General features: G+C 45.8%; 21 protein-coding genes. 19 read left to right on the top strand and 2 right to left on the bottom strand.

Annotated features, from left to right (window positions below):
- Positions 1–83: 83 nt before the first annotated feature.
- Both HMPREF1521_RS07875 and HMPREF1521_RS07870 read right to left on the bottom strand, forming a co-directional pair.
- Complete coding sequence (locus tag HMPREF1521_RS07875) at positions 84–407, bottom strand: YnfA family protein (RefSeq protein WP_038117888.1); 324 nt, start codon at positions 405–407, stop codon at positions 84–86.
- 2 nt (positions 408–409) lie between these two features.
- Positions 410–1,309 (bottom strand): LysR family transcriptional regulator, encoded by a 900-nt coding sequence (locus tag HMPREF1521_RS07870; RefSeq protein ID WP_038117881.1) that lies wholly within the window; start codon positions 1,307–1,309, stop codon positions 410–412.
- Positions 1,310–1,607: 298 nt separating this feature from the next.
- Between HMPREF1521_RS07870 and rpsD the strand changes: the two genes are divergently transcribed.
- The 19 genes from rpsD to HMPREF1521_RS07775 all read left to right on the top strand — a co-directional run bounded on the left by rpsD (position 1,608) and on the right by HMPREF1521_RS07775 (position 19,037).
- On the top strand, positions 1,608–2,195 hold the full coding sequence (rpsD, locus tag HMPREF1521_RS07865; protein ID WP_008602541.1) for a 30S ribosomal protein S4: 588 nt from the start codon (positions 1,608–1,610) through the stop codon (positions 2,193–2,195).
- 113 nt (positions 2,196–2,308) lie between these two features.
- The gene (locus tag HMPREF1521_RS07860; protein WP_038117876.1) at positions 2,309–2,701 is read left to right on the top strand and encodes a hypothetical protein; all 393 of its coding nucleotides are present in this window, start codon (positions 2,309–2,311) and stop codon (positions 2,699–2,701) included.
- Between the two features lie 197 nt (positions 2,702–2,898).
- Positions 2,899–3,339 (top strand): 50S ribosomal protein L13, encoded by a 441-nt coding sequence (gene rplM, locus HMPREF1521_RS07855; RefSeq protein ID WP_038117874.1) that lies wholly within the window; start codon positions 2,899–2,901, stop codon positions 3,337–3,339.
- A gap of 20 nt (positions 3,340–3,359) precedes the next feature.
- Positions 3,360–3,752, top strand: coding sequence for a 30S ribosomal protein S9 (gene rpsI / locus HMPREF1521_RS07850; protein WP_004695188.1), 393 nt, complete (start codon positions 3,360–3,362; stop codon positions 3,750–3,752).
- A 223-nt stretch (positions 3,753–3,975) separates the two neighbouring features.
- Positions 3,976–4,767, top strand: coding sequence for an enoyl-CoA hydratase (locus tag HMPREF1521_RS07845; RefSeq protein ID WP_038117872.1), 792 nt, complete (start codon positions 3,976–3,978; stop codon positions 4,765–4,767).
- A gap of 118 nt (positions 4,768–4,885) precedes the next feature.
- Positions 4,886–5,641: a 6-phosphogluconolactonase gene (gene pgl, locus HMPREF1521_RS07840; protein ID WP_038117870.1), complete on the top strand. Its 756-nt coding sequence runs from the start codon at positions 4,886–4,888 to the stop codon at positions 5,639–5,641.
- A gap of 35 nt (positions 5,642–5,676) precedes the next feature.
- Positions 5,677–5,919, top strand: a complete 243-nt coding sequence (locus tag HMPREF1521_RS07835; RefSeq protein WP_038117869.1) for a twin-arginine translocase TatA/TatE family subunit — start codon at positions 5,677–5,679, stop codon at positions 5,917–5,919.
- Positions 5,920–5,930: 11 nt separating this feature from the next.
- Positions 5,931–6,239: a heavy-metal-associated domain-containing protein gene (locus tag HMPREF1521_RS07830; RefSeq protein ID WP_038117867.1), complete on the top strand. Its 309-nt coding sequence runs from the start codon at positions 5,931–5,933 to the stop codon at positions 6,237–6,239.
- 66 nt (positions 6,240–6,305) lie between these two features.
- Complete coding sequence (locus HMPREF1521_RS07825; RefSeq protein WP_038117866.1) at positions 6,306–6,749, top strand: cupin domain-containing protein; 444 nt, start codon at positions 6,306–6,308, stop codon at positions 6,747–6,749.
- A gap of 123 nt (positions 6,750–6,872) precedes the next feature.
- Positions 6,873–8,276, top strand: a complete 1,404-nt coding sequence (locus HMPREF1521_RS07820; protein ID WP_038117865.1) for a DASS family sodium-coupled anion symporter — start codon at positions 6,873–6,875, stop codon at positions 8,274–8,276.
- 526 nt (positions 8,277–8,802) lie between these two features.
- Positions 8,803–10,473 (top strand): dihydroxy-acid dehydratase, encoded by a 1,671-nt coding sequence (gene ilvD / locus HMPREF1521_RS07815; protein WP_038117864.1) that lies wholly within the window; start codon positions 8,803–8,805, stop codon positions 10,471–10,473.
- 47 nt (positions 10,474–10,520) lie between these two features.
- Positions 10,521–11,744, top strand: a complete 1,224-nt coding sequence (ilvA, locus tag HMPREF1521_RS07810) for a threonine ammonia-lyase (RefSeq protein WP_038117885.1) — start codon at positions 10,521–10,523, stop codon at positions 11,742–11,744.
- Positions 11,745–11,762: 18 nt separating this feature from the next.
- On the top strand, positions 11,763–13,472 hold the full coding sequence (gene ilvB / locus HMPREF1521_RS07805; RefSeq protein ID WP_038117859.1) for a biosynthetic-type acetolactate synthase large subunit: 1,710 nt from the start codon (positions 11,763–11,765) through the stop codon (positions 13,470–13,472).
- Positions 13,472–13,960 carry an acetolactate synthase small subunit gene (gene ilvN / locus HMPREF1521_RS07800; RefSeq protein WP_038117884.1) on the top strand — a complete coding sequence of 163 codons (489 nt, stop codon included), beginning with the start codon at positions 13,472–13,474 and terminating at the stop codon, positions 13,958–13,960. Before ilvB ends, ilvN begins: the two co-directional genes overlap by 1 nt.
- Before the next feature lie 11 nt (positions 13,961–13,971).
- Positions 13,972–14,757, top strand: a complete 786-nt coding sequence (locus tag HMPREF1521_RS07795) for an ABC transporter ATP-binding protein (RefSeq protein WP_038117856.1) — start codon at positions 13,972–13,974, stop codon at positions 14,755–14,757.
- Positions 14,758–14,894: 137 nt separating this feature from the next.
- Entirely contained in the window at positions 14,895–15,902 is a 1,008-nt protein-coding gene (gene ilvC / locus HMPREF1521_RS07790) for a ketol-acid reductoisomerase (protein WP_038117854.1), read from the top strand.
- 141 nt (positions 15,903–16,043) lie between these two features.
- Positions 16,044–16,505 (top strand): DUF3290 family protein, encoded by a 462-nt coding sequence (locus tag HMPREF1521_RS07785; protein WP_038117851.1) that lies wholly within the window; start codon positions 16,044–16,046, stop codon positions 16,503–16,505.
- A 12-nt stretch (positions 16,506–16,517) separates the two neighbouring features.
- On the top strand, positions 16,518–17,228 hold the full coding sequence (locus HMPREF1521_RS07780) for a DUF421 domain-containing protein (RefSeq protein ID WP_038117850.1): 711 nt from the start codon (positions 16,518–16,520) through the stop codon (positions 17,226–17,228).
- Between the two features lie 81 nt (positions 17,229–17,309).
- Positions 17,310–19,037, top strand: a complete 1,728-nt coding sequence (locus tag HMPREF1521_RS07775) for a radical SAM protein (protein ID WP_038117849.1) — start codon at positions 17,310–17,312, stop codon at positions 19,035–19,037.
- Positions 19,038–19,077 lie beyond the last annotated feature (40 nt).

The raw sequence follows: 19,077 nt of genomic DNA, 5'->3' as shown, positions 1-19,077 counted from the left end.
AAAATAAGCGGTTGTCTTCGGACAACCGCTTTTATCGTGTTATGTTGACGTATACATATTGTTTTCTGACTATACATACCATCTTACCTTGGCACATACATGATGATATAAACGCCGACGAGACAGATGAGTCCGCCCAGAATATCGTACATATCGGGGCGTAATCCGTCTATGAGCCATCCCCATAGGATGGAGAGGGCGATGAATACACCGCCGTATGCGGCGTAGACTTTGCCGAAACTCGTCTCCGGCTGGAAGGTGGGAATGATGCCGTATAGGATGAGTATGAGCGCACCGGACAGAAGATATAAAGGACCTTTGTCATCGCGCATGTAAAGCCATATGAGATAACCGCCGCCGATTTCGGCGAGGCCTGCGAGTATAAAGAATAGAATTGATAAGAACATAATCATATTTGTGCAGGGGATTCACGTTGTACATAATCCATGAATGTATTCATGGTTTCCGTTTTGGAGTTATTTTTCTTAAATGCAAAGCATACTTGCAGTTTAAACGGTTTTTCCAACGGTACATAGCCGTCGGAAATGTTTAAGGAATCCAGAATTTGGCGAGCCACGATACAACCGGAGTTATTCTTCTGACAGTAGTCGATCATCGTGTACGGATTGGATAACCGGCTGCCGCGGATATGGATATTTTGCTGCCCGTTGCCGACATAGTTCTTTAATGTACGATACATAAAGTATTTAGGCGGATACATGAGCAACGGTTGCTGCTGAATCGATTTGAGGCTGGCAGTTTTCATGCCTTCAATCAGATTCGGTGCATAATAGACGAATTCATCTTCACGAAGCGCCGTTGATTCGTACAAGGACATATCCTTATTGTTCGGCAAATAGAGAAGGGCGATGTCGATGCGGTTTTCGCGCAAGTCGAGCATCAGTTCTTCTTCTTCCATGTCATAGATGCTGACGGAAAATTCCGGATGATTGCGGAAAAAATGTGATACATAGCCGTTCAGGCGAATGTCGCCCAAGCTGCGTAGCACGCCGATGTTCAGAATAGGTCGTTCCACCTTGCTCGCCAACCGGATGGATTGAATCGCCCGTTCCAATGTATCCAGTACTTGTTCCGCTTCAGGCAGGAACAATTCGCCTTCCGGTGTCAAACGGCTGCCTCGCGTCGAGCGGGATATTAATTTCACGCCTACTAAGCGCTCCAATTTTTTCATTTGAGCGCTGAAAGCAGACTGAGTAATATTCATAGATTGTGCGGCTAATGTAAAGCTACCCGTTTTATTATAGGTAATAAAACTTTGCAGCTCTTGCATTGTAGGTAATTCTTTCATATGGATCCCCCAATTTAATCATAAAACTCCCATGCTAACTATTACCTTACTTAATCGTATTGTAGCATATTACAAGCATTTTTTCATCTAAATCTACAAAACGCGATGAATCATGCGGAATCGATATAGTAGACGGGCTTATCGTAAAAGTTATACTTTCAAAAGGTCGTTATGCATTTGTTTCAGTAACTTTCACAGGTATCACTGATTGACATGGTTAGGGGGAAGTGATATTATTTATAAGTACCTTTATGTGTAGGTACGGATTTTTTTATTTAAACTATGAGGTGATAATCACATGGCAACGAGAAGAGAGGCTCGATTCAAACTTTGTCGTCGCTTTGGTGTGAACGTATTCGGTCACGCAAAAGCCTTGAATCGCGTCAAAAAAGACCAACGTCAGAAGAAAATGTCTGAGTATGGCACACAATTATTAGAAAAACAGAAAGTTAAAGCTTACTACAACTTGCTAGAACGCCAGTTCGTACGCTATTATGATAAAGCGAAAAAAATGCAGGGTGTTACAGGTCAAAACATGTTGATCCTTTTGGAACAACGCCTTGATAACCTTGTTTATCGCATCGGTTTCGGTAACTCCATTCGTCAAGCTCGTCAAATGGTAAACCATGGCCACATCTTGGTAAACGGTCGTCGCGTAGACATTCCTTCCTTCTCCTGCAAACCAGGCGATGTAATCGAATTACGCGAAGCATCTCGTGACAACGAAATGTTCAAAACTAACTTCCAAGAACTTCGTTCGTTTGAACTTCCTTACATTGAAAAAGACTTGGACGGCTTCAAAGCTACGTTCACTCGTCTTCCTCAACGTGAAGAACTTCCTATCGAAGTTAATGAAACACTTATCGTCGAATTGTACTCCAAATAATTTGGCGCTATTTCCCGCAGTGCTATGCACTGCGGGTTTTTGTATGTTGTGTTGTGTGTATTGTTTATAAAAGGGTTTAGTAAATAGGCAGAGAGAAAGCTAGAGACGATAAAATGCTATCGGAAGAAATTAAATCATTAAAAGGCCTAAATTCATCTATAGTTGAGGGTCTAATACAAATTGCGGATATTGAATATGAACGTATCTTGATTAGCTATGATAAATTGTTAGAATTTATTGAGCTCATTAAGGAAAATAATTGTATAATTTTTACCGGAAATACATATGTAGATTATGAGGGTGATTTAACTCAATATATAGAAGGCTTTTGGTCTGTGCCTGAGTCTATACTGGATAATTCTAATGAGGATGAATGGAGTAAAAGAAGCTGTGAATATTCTGTTCAAGTTGTAGAAAAAATTAAATTAGCTAAACCTGATGAGGAACTATATTGTGATTTAAGTTTTATGAATGCCAATGAATATAAATTGCTTGAAAGTGTTTGAATGACGTAATACAGCAATGTAACTCTATATTAAAAAATTAATTTGATGACAGCACGTAACTGCTAAATTTTAATTGACACCGCCCTATAAAATCTGTATACTATTCGGGTAGGCTTATGTCGTGTTTCCATTAGCCCCGGAAGCAAAGGACTAGCTGATTTTGGTAGAATTATGACGTTATTAGGAGGATATGCAGCATGAAAACTACATTTATGGCCAATCCGAACACAATCGAACGGAAATGGTATGTTGTTGACGCTGAAGGTAAAACTTTAGGACGCCTTGCTGCCGAAGTTGCAAAAGTTCTTCGGGGCAAAAATAAACCAACTTTCACACCACACGTAGACACTGGTGATCATGTGATCGTTGTAAACGCTGAAAAAATTCGCGTAACCGGTAAAAAATTGGAGCAGAAGGAATACTTCCGTCATTCCGGTTATCCTGGTGGTGCTCGTTTCACTAAATTGAGCATGATGCTTGAAAAACAACCTGAACGTGTTGTTGAGATGGCAGTTCGTGGTATGCTTCCAAAAAATAAATTGGGTGCACAACAATACCGTAAATTAAATGTATACGCTGGTCCTGAGCATCCACATGAAGCTCAAAAACCAGAAGTGTTAGAAATTTCCGTACGATAATCTAGAGGGAGGAACATATAATGGCAGTAGCACAATATTACGGCACTGGTCGTAGAAAATCTTCCGTTGCTAGAGTTCGTCTGGTACCGGGCACAGGTAAAATCACTGTTAACAAACGTGAACTAAATGATTATTTCGGTCGCCAAACTTTGGAATTGATCGTAAAACAACCTTTAAACTTGACTAACACAGTTGAACAATACGATGTTATCGCAACTGTAGCTGGTGGCGGTCCTTCCGGTCAAGCCGGTGCGATTCGTCACGGTATTTCCCGTGCGTTATTGGACGTAGATGGCGAACTTCGTCAATCTTTGAAAAAAGCTGGCTTCTTGACTCGTGACCCACGTATGAAAGAACGTAAAAAATACGGTCTTAAAAAAGCGCGTAAAGCAAGTCAATTCTCCAAACGTTAATATTTGGACAATGGATATTACTCCTGCAGACGATGTCTGCAGGAGTTTTTGTATTTACAACCATATGGAATTCTTCTATAATAGAATTATAATCGAATATTTTCGATAGGATATTTGCTGTAAGTTGCTATCCAGGCAAGATTAGTACGATTGTAATCATAGTACGTTTAGTAGCTGTATAGATAGCAGAGCAGATAAATTGTTATATATAGGAGACCGATTTATGTTATATAATACAATTCAGTATGTCGTAGACAACGGCATCGGCACATTGACGTTTAATCGTCCCGATGTGGCTAATGGTTTCAATGTGGAAATGTGTAAAGAAATTTTACATGCCATGGATCTCGCATCCCATGATGAAAGTGTACGCGTTCTGCTCATCAATGCGGAGGGTAAGGTGTTCTCCGCAGGCGGTGACTTGAAGGCGATGGAGCACGCCGTTGATAACGGTGATACCGAATCCTTATTCGAAATCGTTGAACTGGTAGCTGAGATTTCTATGGCGATGAAACAGTTGCCGAAACCGGTTGTCATGAGTCTTCAAGGGGCGGCTGCAGGCGCCGCTTTCAACATGGCATTGGCCGCGGATTTCGTCATCGCATCCAGCAATGTCCGTTTTATTCAGGCATTCGTAAATGTCGGTCTGGCACCGGATGCGGGCGGCCTTTATTTATTGACCCGTTCTATCGGTATCAATCGTGCTATGCACATCGTCATGACCGGTGAAGCCGTGTCAGCCGAAAAGGGCAAAGAGCTGGGCTTCGTATATAAGGTGTGCGAACCGGAAGATTTACAGACGGTTACGAAACGCTTGGTGGATAAACTCGCTAAGGGGCCGGTTAATTCTTATCGCGTGATGAAAGAATTGATGTGGAACAGTTTCTTCGCCGGCTGGGAAGAGTATAAGAAACTTGAAGTGGAACGCCAATGTTCGTTGGGGCTTTCAGATGATTTCAAGGAAGGTGTACGCGCCTTTGCAGAGCGTCGCCGTCCTAAATTCGGACAAAATTAATAGGATGTATAGAACCGATGTAGCCTCAATTCAAGGGCTACATTGGTTTTTTCTTTCTTTGTATTGACAAAGTGTATATAATAGAACTATTGAAATAGTTTTAGGAGGTCCATATTAGATGGCTCAAGATACAATTAAGTGTTATGACAGTCCTGATGATGTCGTGAATGCTATGGTGGAGGATTTTATCGCTTTCACCAATGAGAAAATAGCCCGTACCGAGACATGTGTCGTAGGTATTACAGGGGGAACGGTGGTAAACGGATTATTGGAAATGCTCAATTCTCCGGAGTATATCGATCGCTTGAACTGGGAGCGGGTATTCTTTGTATGGACGGATGAACGTTTTTTGCCGCAATCTCATGAGGATAATTACTATAATCGCGTAAAGCCTTATCTATTGTGTAAAGCTCGTGGGGCGGCTCATTTTCTGCCGATTAACACGGAATCCAAGACCGTCGTGGAGGCGGCCGGGGAATATGAGAAAGAGGTTCAGACGGTTCTCAAGGCGTGCAAGAAAGGCGGCCTTGATCTGGCGATTCTCGACCTCGGTGAAGACGGTCATACGGCCGGGTTATTTGCGGGCTCTCATGCATTGCGTATAACGGATCACGATGTGGTGGCCGTTGAGGACGGCAAGGTATGGGAACGTATTTCCATGACATTCTCGTTTCTCGCTAAAACGGATGCGGTATGGTTTACTGTGACCGGTGAAAGCAAGAAGACGGCCCTAACAAAGGTGTTGTACCAGCGTGAGGACTATGAAGATACGGCATGGGACAAGCGCATCGGTCGCGTATTGCCGGGGGCGGTACTTTCACAGGAAGATATGACCTGGTATGTGGACAAAGCCGCTTATGATGATGTACACTAAAGAGTGTAGTATAAGTAGAAACAAAGGAGATACATATGGGGTCTATAGGAACACCTGAATTAATAGTTATATTAGTGATTGCTCTAGTTATCTTCGGACCTGGAAAATTACCTGAAGTGGGTAAAGCTATCGGTAAGGGCATCAATGAGTTTAAAGATGCCATATCGGGGCCTAAAAAAGCTGTGGACGAAACGAAGGAAGCCGTAAAAAAAGCGACGACCATCGATGTGACGGCAGGGGCCAAAAACGATGATAAACATAAGGAAACTGAAGATTAGGAGGTATCACTATGTGTAAAGATTGTGGTTGCGGCGAAGATAATGGCGTTGTTACAAAGGTATTTACCGTACCGGGCATGATGTGCAGTAATTGTAAAGAAACCGTAGAAGGTGCATCGTTAGGATTACCGGGCGTATTGAGTGCAGAGGTGGATTTGCCGGAAAAAACGGCGACCGTATCTTTTGATCCGGCTAAGGTATCTGTTGAGACGATTACGACGGCCATCGAAAAGACGGGCTTTGAAGTGGCATCCGTTGCGGACGGTGTACATAAGCATAGTCATGGTTTGATGGGTACATTGAAACGTCTCTTTAAATAATCGAACTTATGGAGCTGTATTGAAACATTGTTTCGATGCAGCCCTTTTTTGTAATGAGGTGATAGGATGATACGCAAGTTTGATGCGCAAAATTTCAAGTGGGATGGCGTCGATACGTTGGTATACAAGCAGGACGACAGTCCTTTTAAGGACGTAACGCGACAGGTCCTCTATGACGGTGCTTACGATATTCCTTGTCAATTTCGCTATTTTGAATGTCTGCCCGGCGGTTATTCCACATTGGAGTATCATGAACATACTCATATGGTGATGATATTTAGGGGAAAGGGGCAGCTGTTACTGGGGGAGGATATTCATGATGTTGAATCCGGTGATTTTATTGAAATTCCGGGCAATACGATTCATCAGTTCCGCGCGAATAAGGGGGACTATATCGGATTTCTCTGTCTCGTAAATAAAGATCGGGATAAGGTGAAGTTGTTATCGCCGGAACAGATGGATGAGCTGCAGCAAAATCCTAAAATCAAAGCCTTTTTAGAAAGTTGCTGATAAGGTATGGCGGTTATGTGTGATGACCGCCTTATAATTAATTGTAACTGTAACTGTAACTGTAACTGTAACTGTAATTGAACGTGTGCTGTTAATGGGTGTGCAGATTTAGAGGGAGGTCCTATGAATACATGGACACGAGCGGCCTTGACATTTTTGGTGGGGCTCATTATTTGGTTCTTGCCTCATACGGAGGCGATTAAGCCGGAAGGCTGGCATTTATTAGCTATTTTTACGGCTACGATTGTAGGCTTTATTTTACGGCCCTGGCCGACGGGTATCATGGCTCTGTTCGGCATCGTAGCGGCGGTGGCGACACAGTCCATTACGATGGTGCAGGCTCTCGGCGGTTATGCGGAGGCCAATGTATGGCTCATCGTAGCGGCCGTATTCTTTTCGCGGGGTATTATTAATTCAGGACTTGGTAGGCGTATTGCGTACACCTTGATCAGGGCCTTCGGCACCAGTTCTTTGAAACTGGCCTATGCTCTGGCGTGTACCGATTTGATTATTTCTCCGGCGACACCGTCCAATACGGCACGGGGTGGCGGTATTATATTCCCGATTGTACAGAATATTTCTCTTGCCTTCGGCTCCGAACCGCATGGCCCTACGTCTCGGCGCATCGGTGCGTACCTGATGACGACGGCACATACGATTAACACCATTACGGTCACGATATTTCTGACCGCCTGCAGCGGCAACTTGTTGATTACGTCATTAGGTGCGAAGCTGTTCGGCTACGATATTTCGTGGTGGGAATGGTTTCAGGCCGGCGTAATTCCGGGCGTTATCTGTATGATCCTGATGCCGTGGTTCATCTACAAGATTTATCCGCCTGAAATCAAGGAAACCCCTGAAGCGGCCGCGATGGCTCAAAAGGAACTGGAGGCTCTCGGTCCTGTTACGAAGGCCGAGATTTCCGTAGCCATTATTTTTGTGCTTTGTATCTTGCTGTGGGCCACCGCGATTTGGACTAAGCTTCATCCTACAGTTGTCGCGATGATGGGGGTATTGGCTTGCGTTGTAACGGGCTCCCTTACATGGGATGATATCTTAGGTGAACGCACCGGTTGGGATATCCTCATCTGGATGGGTACCCTTGTAGGCATGGCCGGACTTCTCGGTAAACTTGGCGTAGTGGCCGTTTTTGCCGACTTTGTCAGTCAGCATCTAGCCGGCTTTGACTGGTTCTGGGCATCCTTCATTATTTCCGCAACCTTCGTGTATTCTCAGTACTTCTTTGCCAGCGGCACGGCCCGTATTACGGCACTATTCTCCGCCTTTGCGGCGATTCTGGTCGCGATGGGGGCACCGATTCCGTTCACCATCTTGCTGTTCGGTTTGATGAACAGTCCGGGCTGTACGTTGACCCATTATAGCTCCGGTGTCACGCCGATTTTCTTCGGCTCCGGCTATGTGCCGCAAGGTACGTGGTGGCGCGTAGGCCTCGCCATATCTGTTGTGAGCTTTTTGATTCACTTCTGGGGCGGCACGTTCGGCATGTGGCTTTTCGGTATTTTATAATGTATATGATCCCTCGCTACGGCGGGGGATTATTTCGTTACATGGTTTAATGGGGAAAAGATTAATTTTGAGATAGATTTTTTCTATACCCAACCCTCATAAATTTTTATGATGTTTTCCCGTATTAGACTAATGTTTATCTTGCATAGCACAATGTAACGTGATATTATAATTTCATATTACAGATTATTTCAGGAGGAAACATGTTAGGTTTAGTCATTAGCTTGTTGATTATCGCGCTCGTCGTGATTATTAAAAACATTCGAATTATGAACAACAACTTAACACGTTTTTGTCTTAGAAGTTCCGCGAATGGTTTAATATACAATCAATAAGATTTGGCTATATGGTTTGTTTCTTATATGTATATTTTCCAAGGGGTACATAGGCTTATCTATGTATCCGGGAATTCTGTAAACAAGAGAAATATCATTTGTAAACTTTTAAGGCGATTCATAGGAATCGTCTTTTTTATTTTGTGAAAGCCGTCCAAGTGGATACTTTCAAAGGAAACGAGGAGATCATCATGAGTTGTAGAAGTGACAATTTGAAAACGGGCGTGGCACGTGCACCACATAGATCGTTATTGAAGGCATTGGGCTTTGTTGACGAGGAAATGGGCAGACCCGTTATCGGTATTGCGAATTCTTTCAACGAAATTATTCCAGGTCACGTAGGACTCAAAAATATTGTGCAAGCCGTAAAGGACGGCATCCGAAACGCTGGCGGTGTTCCGATTGAGTTCAATACAATCGGTATTTGTGACGGTCTTGCGATGAACCATATCGGCATGAAATACTCCTTGGTGACTCGTAATATCATTGCGGACTCTATCGAGGCCACTGCGATGGCGACGCCGTTCGATGCGATGGTATTCATTCCGAACTGCGATAAGGTCGTACCGGGTATGTTAATCGCTGCGGCACGGCTCAATATTCCATCCGTATTTGTATCCGGCGGCGCTATGTTGGCCGGCGTACATAAAGGCAAGAAAATCGGCTTATCCGATGTATTTGAAGCGGTCGGTAAGCATCAAACCGGTGAAATGGACGATGCGGAACTGCAGGATATCGAAAACAGCGCATGTCCTACGTGCGGATCCTGCTCCGGTATGTACACAGCTAACACGATGAACTGTTTGACGGAAGCCCTCGGCATGGGGCTTCCCGGTAACGGAACCATTCCTGCCGTATATTCCGAACGTTTACGTTTGGCGAAACTGGCGGGCATGCAGGCGGTAAAGGTTCTCAAGGAAAATCTCCGTCCGAAGGATATCATGACTCGTGAAGCTTTTGAAAATGCGGTAGCCCTCGATATGGCTTTGGGCGGCTCGTCCAATACGGCGCTTCATTTGCCGGCTATCGCACACGAAGCGGGTGTAGAGTTAACCTTGGATGACTTTGACCGCATTGCTCAAATCACACCGCAATTATCTAAATTGTCTCCGTCCGGCGTTTACTTTATCGAGGATTTGTATGCGGCCGGCGGCGTATCCGCTGTACTGAAACGCTTAGCGGAAAACGGTCGACTTCATAAGGATTGCAAGACCGTAGCCCTAAAAACGCAAGGTGAAATCGCAAAGGCGGCTCATGTCGTTGATGAAGATGTTATCCATCCGTGGAATAATCCTGTACATGAAACCGGCGGTATCGCGGTGCTTAAAGGAAATCTTGCGGTAGACGGCTCCGTTGTAAAAGCAGGCGCTGTCGATGCGGATATGCTCGTTCACTCCGGCCCCGCCAAGGTGTTCAATAGCGAAGAAGAAGCGGTTGAAGCGATTACGGGCGGTAAAATCGTAAAGGGTGATATCGTTGTCATCCGCTATGAAGGGCCTAAAGGCGGTCCGGGCATGCGGGAAATGTTGACGCCTACATCGATGATCGCCGGTATGGGCCTCGATAAAGATGTGGCGTTGTTGACTGACGGCCGTTTCTCCGGTGCTACACGCGGCGCTTCTATCGGTCACGTATCTCCGGAAGCCGCTGCAGGCGGTACCATCGCCATCGTTGAAGACGGGGATATCATCAATATCGATATTCCGAACGGTACATTGGAACTTGCTGTATCCGACGAAGAAATCGCTCGTCGTAAAGCGGCGTTGAAACCTTTCAAATCGAATGTGACCGGATATCTTAAGAAATATGCGCTTCATGTATCCTCCGCCGCACAAGGTGCTATTGAGGTATTTGAAGATTAAGAATAGTATAGTTGGATTTAATGTCCCTGATGGGTGAAGGTGTATTCATGCGTAAATTATATGATTTTATGGAAGCTCGGGAACGGTTAAACACGATTACCGTAAAAACAAAATTGCTCCATAGCGATGTGTTTTCGGACGAGTGCGGCAATGATGTATATATCAAGCCGGAAAACTTGCAGATAACGGGCTCCTTTAAGGTCCGCGGAGCCTATAACAAGATTGCTAAATTGACGGAAGAGGAAAAGGCTCGCGGTGTCATTGCCGCATCCGCCGGCAATCACGCACAAGGGGTGGCTCTGGCTGCTAAACGCCTCGGCATCAAGGCGACCATCGTCATGCCGAAACATACACCTCTTATCAAGGTCAATGCGACAAAGCAATATGGTGCGGAGGTTGTACTGTCCGGTGAAATTTATGATGAAGCGTATCAGAAAGCGATGGAGCTACAAAAGGAGCACGGCTATGTATTCGTTCATCCCTTTGATGATGAAGATGTAATCGAAGGACAGGGAACCATTGCTCTCGAGGTTCTGGATGAACTGCCCGATGCGGATATCTTGTTAGTGCCCGTCGGAGGGGGCGGCATCGTGTCCGGCATTGCGGCGGCGGCGAAACTGAAAAATCCTCGGATCAAGATCATCGGCGTGGAGCCGGAAGGCGCCGCCAGTGCTTTGGCTGCTTTGAAAGCGGATCATCCGGTGCCTCTCGACGAAGTGGCGACGATTGCGGACGGTACGGCGGTGCGATTGATCGGTGAAACCACATTGGAATACATCAAGAAATATGTAGATGATATCGTTACCGTCTCGGATTATGAATTGATGGAAGCCTTTTTGCTGCTCGTTGAAAAACATAAATTGGTGGCTGAAAACTCCGGTATTTTACCTTTGGCGGGCCTAAAAAAATTGGACTGCCGCGGTAAAAAGGTGGTCGCTATCGTCAGCGGCGGCAATATCGACGTGCTGACGATTTCATCCATGATCAATAAAGGACTTGTGCTGCGGGGCCGTATCTTTACATTCTCTGTAAACCTTCCGGATAAACCGGGGCAGCTGGTGGCCGTTTCTGAAATGCTTGCCGATGCAGATGCGAACGTAATCAAGCTTGATCATAATCAGTTTAAGAATCTGGACCGCTTTCACGAGGTGGAATTACAGGTGACTGTTGAAACTAACGGAGAAGAACATATTCAAAGTATTATTGAAACTTTTAAAAAGAATGGTTACACCATTAAGCGTTTAAATTCCAGTGAAATTCTATCCGAATAGCTGGTTGAAAGGGTTCCTATGAGTGCAGAAACAATCAATGGGGCGCGAATTGTCCTAGAAACACTACATCGCCTCGGCGTAACCGATATGTTCGGGTATCCGGGCGGTGCCGTTATTCCAATTTATGATGAAATTTATAGCTTCCCTGAAATCAAACATTATTTTGTGCGTCATGAACAGGGGGCGGCTCATGCGGCCGACGGTTATGCGCGTGTATCAGGGAAAATAGGTGTATGCCTCGCTACATCCGGACCGGGCGCGACGAATCTTGTGACGGGTATCATGACCGCTTATATGGATTCCGTACCGATGGTGGCCATTACCGGTCAGGTCGGCCGTCCGTTTATCGGTAAAGATTCGTTTCAGGAAGCGGATATCCAGGGGATTACGATGCCGATTACAAAGCATAATTATCTCGTTCAGGATATTCACAACCTGCCCCGCATCATCAAGGAAGCGTACTTTATAGCAGGTACAGGTCGTCCGGGGCCTGTATTAATCGATATTCCGAAGGATATTCAGACGGAAACGATATCCTTGGCTGAATACAATAAATTGTATGAGGTTCCGATCAGTCTGGAAGGATATGATCCTACCTATAAGGGCCATCAGGGTCAGATTAAAAAGGCGGCAACGCTCATTAAAAATGCGAAACGGCCTTTGATCATCGCCGGTGCCGGTATTTTGAAAGCTAACGCCATGGCGGAGCTGAAGGAATTGGCGGAAACGGCACAGATTCCCGTTACCAACACACTGGTAGGCCTGGGCGGTTTCCCGGGAAATCACGAACTGGCGCTCGGCATGGTAGGAATGCACGGCTCCGTTGCGGCCAACAACTGTACGGATGAGGCGGACCTCGTCATTGCGGCGGGTATCAGATTCCATGACCGAATTACGGGTCATCCCGATTTCTTCTGCAAAAAGGCGAAGATTATTCACATCGATATCGACCCTGCGGAAATTGATAAGAACGTTGCCATCGATGTGCCTATTGTAGGCGATTTAAAACATGTATTATCCGATCTTAACGCATTGGTGGAACCGGCGACACACGAACCGTGGCTGGCGCAGATTCGCGAATGGCAGGAGGAATATCCGATGGTGGTGCCCGAGCCCGACAAGGATGAACTGCATCCTCAGTATGTGTTGTCGGAGCTCAACAAAATTATCAATGATGATGCCGTCATCGTGACAGATGTAGGACAGCATCAAATGTGGGCGGCTCAGTTCTTAACTCATAAATCTCCTCATACGATCGTGACATCGGGCGGTGCGGGTACCATGGGTTACGGCTTGCCGGCTGCCATAGGCGCTCAAGTGGGGGCCCCTGATAAGCAGGTTATCCTTGTCGTAGGTGACGGCGGATTTCAAATGACCTTTGAGGAACTCATGATGGTACGTCAATATAATCTGCCGATTAAAATCGTCATCATCAACAACGGTTATCTCGGTATGGTTCGTCAATGGCAGGAAATCTTTAATGACCGTCGTTATTCCTATGTTGATCTGGAGGTGAGTCCGGACTTCCTGAAACTGGCGGATGCCTTCGGTTTGAAAGCTGACCGTCTTGATACCGTAGAGGCTCTCGATAAGAACTTTAAGCGATATATTACATCTCCGGGCAGCATCATTCTGGACTGTCGCGTGTCCCGCGAGGATAATGTATTGCCGATGATTCCGGCCGGTGGCACCGTGAGCGGTATGATGGGCAAGAAAGGGGTGCTATGATGGTAAAAGAACATCAGGTCTTAGTCATTGCGAAGAATACGCCCGGCATCGGGACGCGTATTCTGGCACTCTTTAATCGTCGCGGATTTAACGTTACGAAGATGACATCCGGTGTGACGAATACGCCGGGATATGCGCGGATTACGCTTACCGTCGAGGCGGATGATCGCATACTGGACCAAGTGCAGAAACAGATTTATAAACTCATCGATGTTGTTAAGGTAAAGGTCTTTGAGGACCATGATGTAGTCTGTCGCGAACTGATGCTTATCAAGGTGAAAGCGACGGCATCCACACGGTCTCAAATCGTTCAGATTGCCGATGTATATCGCGGCAATGTGCTCGATATTTCTCCGACGTCCATGATTATCGAGGTCATCGGCAGTGAAGAAAAGTTACGTGGTTTTATCCAGATCATGGAGACCTACGGTATCCTTGAAATCGCTAAAACCGGTATTACCGCTATGAGTCGTGGAGAAAAGATTTAGGAGATGATACTGTGGGGGATGAGTTACTCCATTATGAAAACGTCTGTTTTCTGCGTGACGGCAGGCCGATTTTGGACAATGTCAATTGGCATGTGGAGTCCGGTGAAAACTGGGCCCTGCTCGGACTGAACGGGGCCGGTAAATCGACGATGCTCAGCATGATACCGGCGTATCAGATTCCTACGACGGGAACGCTTCGCGTATTCGGCCGTGAATTCGGCAAATATGCGTGGCCGAAAATCAAGGCGCGTCTCGGCTTCGTCAGTTCCGCATTGGGACAGTTTCAATCGACACTGGACAAACAAAAGGTGGAAGACGTCATCATTTCCGGTGCTTTCAGCAGTATCGGTATTTACCGGACGGTGGATGACATGACTCGTGCGAAGGGTATGCGGTTACTCGATGAATTCGGACTCGCCTATCTGGAGGGGCATCGGTTCCATACCCTGTCCGCCGGTGAACAGCGTCGTGTTTTATTGGCGCGGGCTATCATGGCCGACCCGGATTTGCTCATTTTGGATGAGCCTTGTGCAGGGCTTGATTTACCGGCTCGGGAGAAATTCCTGCGAACCGTGGAGTCCCTCGTAGAGGAGCAGCACACGCCGATTGTCTACGTTTCACATCAGATTGAGGAAATATTGCCCGTAATTACGCATGTGGCGATTTTGCAGGAGGGCAGAATCATTCGTGCGGGCCCGAAACAGGATGTCCTGACGGACTCCGTTTTGTCAGACGTATTCGGCATGACCGTACAGGTCGTGTGGGAGCGGGACCGTCCGTGGGTTATCGTGCAATAGTTATTGCGTTTTATCATGGGATATTCATATAGTCCTTTGATAATGAACAAATGTACTCCACAGCTTATGTATATATGTAAGCTCGTGTACAGTATATATTACATATTCTATTTGAATATCATTGGAGGTTGTCTAACATGGCAGGTAAAATTTTAGGTACTACAGTTTATTATGATGCGGATTGTAATTTGAGCAAATTGGAAGGCAAAAAAATTACAGTCTTAGGTTACGGTTCTCAAGGTCATGCGCATGCATTGAACTTGAAAGAAAACGGCATGGATGTGACAATCGGACTTCGTGGCGGATCTTCCAGCTGGAAAGCGGCAGAAGAAGCAGGTCTTACCGTAAAAGAAACGGCGGAAGCTGTTAAGGGTGCGGACATCGTTATGGTATTGATTCCGGACGAATTGCAGGCAGATGTTTATGCTAAGGATATCGCTCCTAATTTGAAGAAAGGCGCATACTTGGCATTTGCTCACGGTTTCAACATTCACTTCGGTAAAATCGTTCCTCGTGAAGACGTAAATGTATTCATGGTGGCGCCTAAAGGCCCTGGCCATTTAGTTCGTCGTACATACCAGGAAGGCTCCGGCGTTCCTTGCTTGTACGCAGTAGAAAAAGACCCGTCCGGCGACACTGAAGAAGTTGCCTTGGCATGGGCATCCGGTATCGGCGGCGGTCGATCCGGTATCTTGGAAACCAACTTTAAATCCGAAACGGAAACCGACCTTTTCGGTGAACAAGCTGTATTGTGCGGCGGCATAACTGAATTGATCAAAACAGGTTTTGAAGTATTGACTGAAGCCGGTTATGAACCTGTAAATGCGTACTTTGAATGCCTGCATGAAATGAAATTGATCGTCGATCTTATCTACGAAGGCGGCTTCCAAAAGATGCGCCATTCCATTTCCAACACTGCTGAATACGGTGACTACTATGCAGGTCCTCGCGTAATCACTGCAGATACTAAGAAAGCTATGGAACAAATCCTGGCGGATATTCAATCCGGTAAATTTGCTGATGAATTCTTGGCGGATTCCAAGAACGGTCAGAAATTCCTTAAAGAACATCGCGAAGCGGCGGCTAATCATCCAATCGAACCGGTTGGTGCGGAACTTCGCAACTTGATGAGCTGGTTAAAATAATACTCATAAAGTGTATCACAGAAAGAACAGCCTTTCGGGGCTGTTCTTTTTTGTAAAATAATGGCTGTGACAATATCTTTATATCGAAAAATTTAATGTGTTGTATGGTATAATAAATTATATTTGAAAGGAGCGAATTATATGGATTTTTATACTGTTTCCTATGTGGAGAGCCAAATTACAACGGGAAATATGTGGCTGTTTATCAGTTTCTTAGTTGTTTTGCTGGGCCTACTGATTGTTGGTATTCAAGTCATGCGTAACGGTTTTACGAGTCGCTATCGTGATTTGACGGTTATCTTATCTCTTATTGTGGTCTTTTTTCTCGGCATGGAGTATCAGGAATACGGACGCATGAGATCCAATTCGGAGGATTCATCGCGGATGCTTACGTTTCTGAATGCTTTCAGCAATGATCGATCCGTACCGCGTGATCAGTTGGCGGTCAATTCCTTAAAGGTACGTAACGGTATGATTTTAAAGGTCAGTGATGCGTATTATGAGGTGCAGTTTAACCCTGAATATACGACCTATACTATTACGCGTGTATATACGGTGAATCCGACGGATCGGATACATGACAAGGATGAAGTACTACCTTAAGGAGGAGTGTATATGACAGAATCTATGATCATCTATGGCATGATTTTTGCAAAACTCGCCATAGGTCTTTTAGCGATTATCTTACAGATTAACTTGATGGGGAAAGGTAACCTGGCACCTACATCCGCGCTGGATCAGTTACAAAATTACGTTCTGGGCGGTATTATAGGCGCTATTATTTATAACGATCAAATCGGTATTTTACAGTTTATGCTCGTTCTTATTTTGTGGACTATTCTGGTTATGACCCTTAAATTCCTGAAAGGGAATCTACGATTTTTTAAAACCATTTTGGACGGTCATCCGGTAATCGTCATCGAAAAGGGTGTCGTTCTTACAGAGGAATGTATGCGCTACGGTATTCAGGCGGCGGAACTGAAACTTAAATTGCGCGGGGCGGGCATCCAATATGTAAAGGATGTCAAACGGGCCGTACTTGAACAGAACGGTGCCCTTACTGTTGTTCAATACGGAGAGGATAATATCCGATTCGATCTCATCAATGACGGTCAGATTAATACTTTCATATTGGACCTTATCGAAAAAGATAAGGAATGGCTCGAACAGGAAGTAAAGAACAAAGGTTATACCGTTAAGGAGATTTACATTGCTGAATATATAGATGGTGAGGTTGTTCTTTATCCGTATGAAAAGAAACATCGTCCTCGGTTAGTGCAGAAGGTCAGTGATAAAGTCAGTGACAAGGTAAGCCATATAAAATAGTTGAAATTAAATACAGGGGTATGTGATAAAACATAATGTATTAAATTGTTTTTTCAGTGAATTCGTATAGAAAGGATTGTAGTGAATCGTAAGGATTTAATCGATCGATTACAACAACTCCATAGAGATGAGGACAGTCGTGTGACGATTAACCCTCATGCATCGCAGAAGGTGGCCATCGTTTACCCGAACACGTATTATGTGGGTATGAGTAATTTGGGGCTTCATATCATTTATGAAGAAATAAATCTACGTCCTGACAGCGTGTGTGAGCGGATTTTTCTGCCTGAGAAAAAGGAATTGGATGCATATGATAAGACCAAAACGCCGCTTATGAGCATCGAAACCCGGCGCGCCATGCATCAGTTCGATGTGGTCGCCTTCGATGTGACCTTTGAGATGGACTATTTCCATATTCCTCTGATGCTGCGCCACGGACGCGTGCCTGTGATGAGTCGTGACAGAACTGAATTCGATCCCATTGTTATCGCCGGCGGACCTTGTGCAACCTTTAACCCTGAACCTTTTGCGGACTTTATCGATGCCTGTATTATCGGTGAAGGGGAGGGCGTTGTTACCTCCGTATTGGATCGTATTCGGGAGGGGCGCAATCGTGGTGAAAGCAGGGAACAGGTCATAGCATCTTTGTCGAATATCGACGGTGTGTATGTGCCTGTGCTCTATACGCCGCGGTATGATGAGAAAAATCGCTTTACGGGCTATGATATTTCCGGTGATGCGCCGAAGCGTATACGTCGTCACTTCGGGCCGTTGACGAGCGGCGGAGAGACGGTGGTGGCGACGAATTATACGGAGTTCGGTGCCATGTACATTATCGAAGTGGCTCGCGGCTGTGGACGTCATTGCCGGTTCTGTATGGCCGGTTACTGTTTCAGGGTGCCTCGTGTACGCTCCTTAGAGGTTCTGAAAGAAGGTGTCAATCGGGCGGAGCGGCTCGGTAAGAAAGTAGGCCTTATGGGGGCCGCCATCTCCGATTATCCTGAGGTGGATGACTTGGTGACCTATATTCGTTCAAAGGATATGCGCTACTCCTGTGCATCTTTGCGGGCCGATTCGTTGACACAAGCCGTTGTGGACGGTCTTGCGGACAGCGGTCAAAAGACGATTACCATCGCACCGGAAACGGGCAGTGAACGTTTGCGTCGCGTTATCAACAAGGGCATCAGCGAGGAGCATTTACGAAATGCCGCCACCTTGTCCGCCAAATCAGGCATTCAACATATGCGACTGTATATCATGATCGGCTTGCCGACGGAAACGGATGAAGATATTGATGCTATCATCAGCCTTGCGGAGCGCACCCAGGTACATATGGCCGAAGTGGGTTGTAAAGGGCGGTTGACCTTGAGCATCAATCCGTTTATACCGAAGCCGTTTACACCGTTTCAATGGATGGCGATGGCTCATCAGAAAGATGTGGAACGGAAGTTGCAATATATAAAAAAATCACTGCAGAAGAATCGCCGCATCGAGGTTCTCGTAGAATCGCCGAAGGAAGCTTATATTCAAGGTGTGCTTGCTCGCGGAGACCGACGCTTAGGCGCCGTCATCGCCGCCTGTGCGGCAGATAGGGGCAGTAAATCCTTTAAGGCGGAGATGAAAGCGGCCGGCCTCGATATGGATGATATGAACTATCGGGAACGCAGCTTTGATGAATGCCTGCCGTGGAGCCATCTCGACATGGGCTTACGGGACGGATATCTGGAGATGGAATGGAAACGGTCTCTTGATGAAGCCTATACGCCTCCGTGTGCGGACGGCTGTAAGCGCTGCGGTGTATGTGAATAACTTTAGGGATGTAACTTTGTATATGTAAATGGCTTGGTAC

The organism is Veillonella sp. AS16 (genome assembly GCF_000517785.1).
Lineage (GTDB): Bacteria > Bacillota > Negativicutes > Veillonellales > Veillonellaceae > Veillonella > Veillonella denticariosi.
This window is presented reverse-complemented; position numbering and strand designations above follow the sequence as displayed.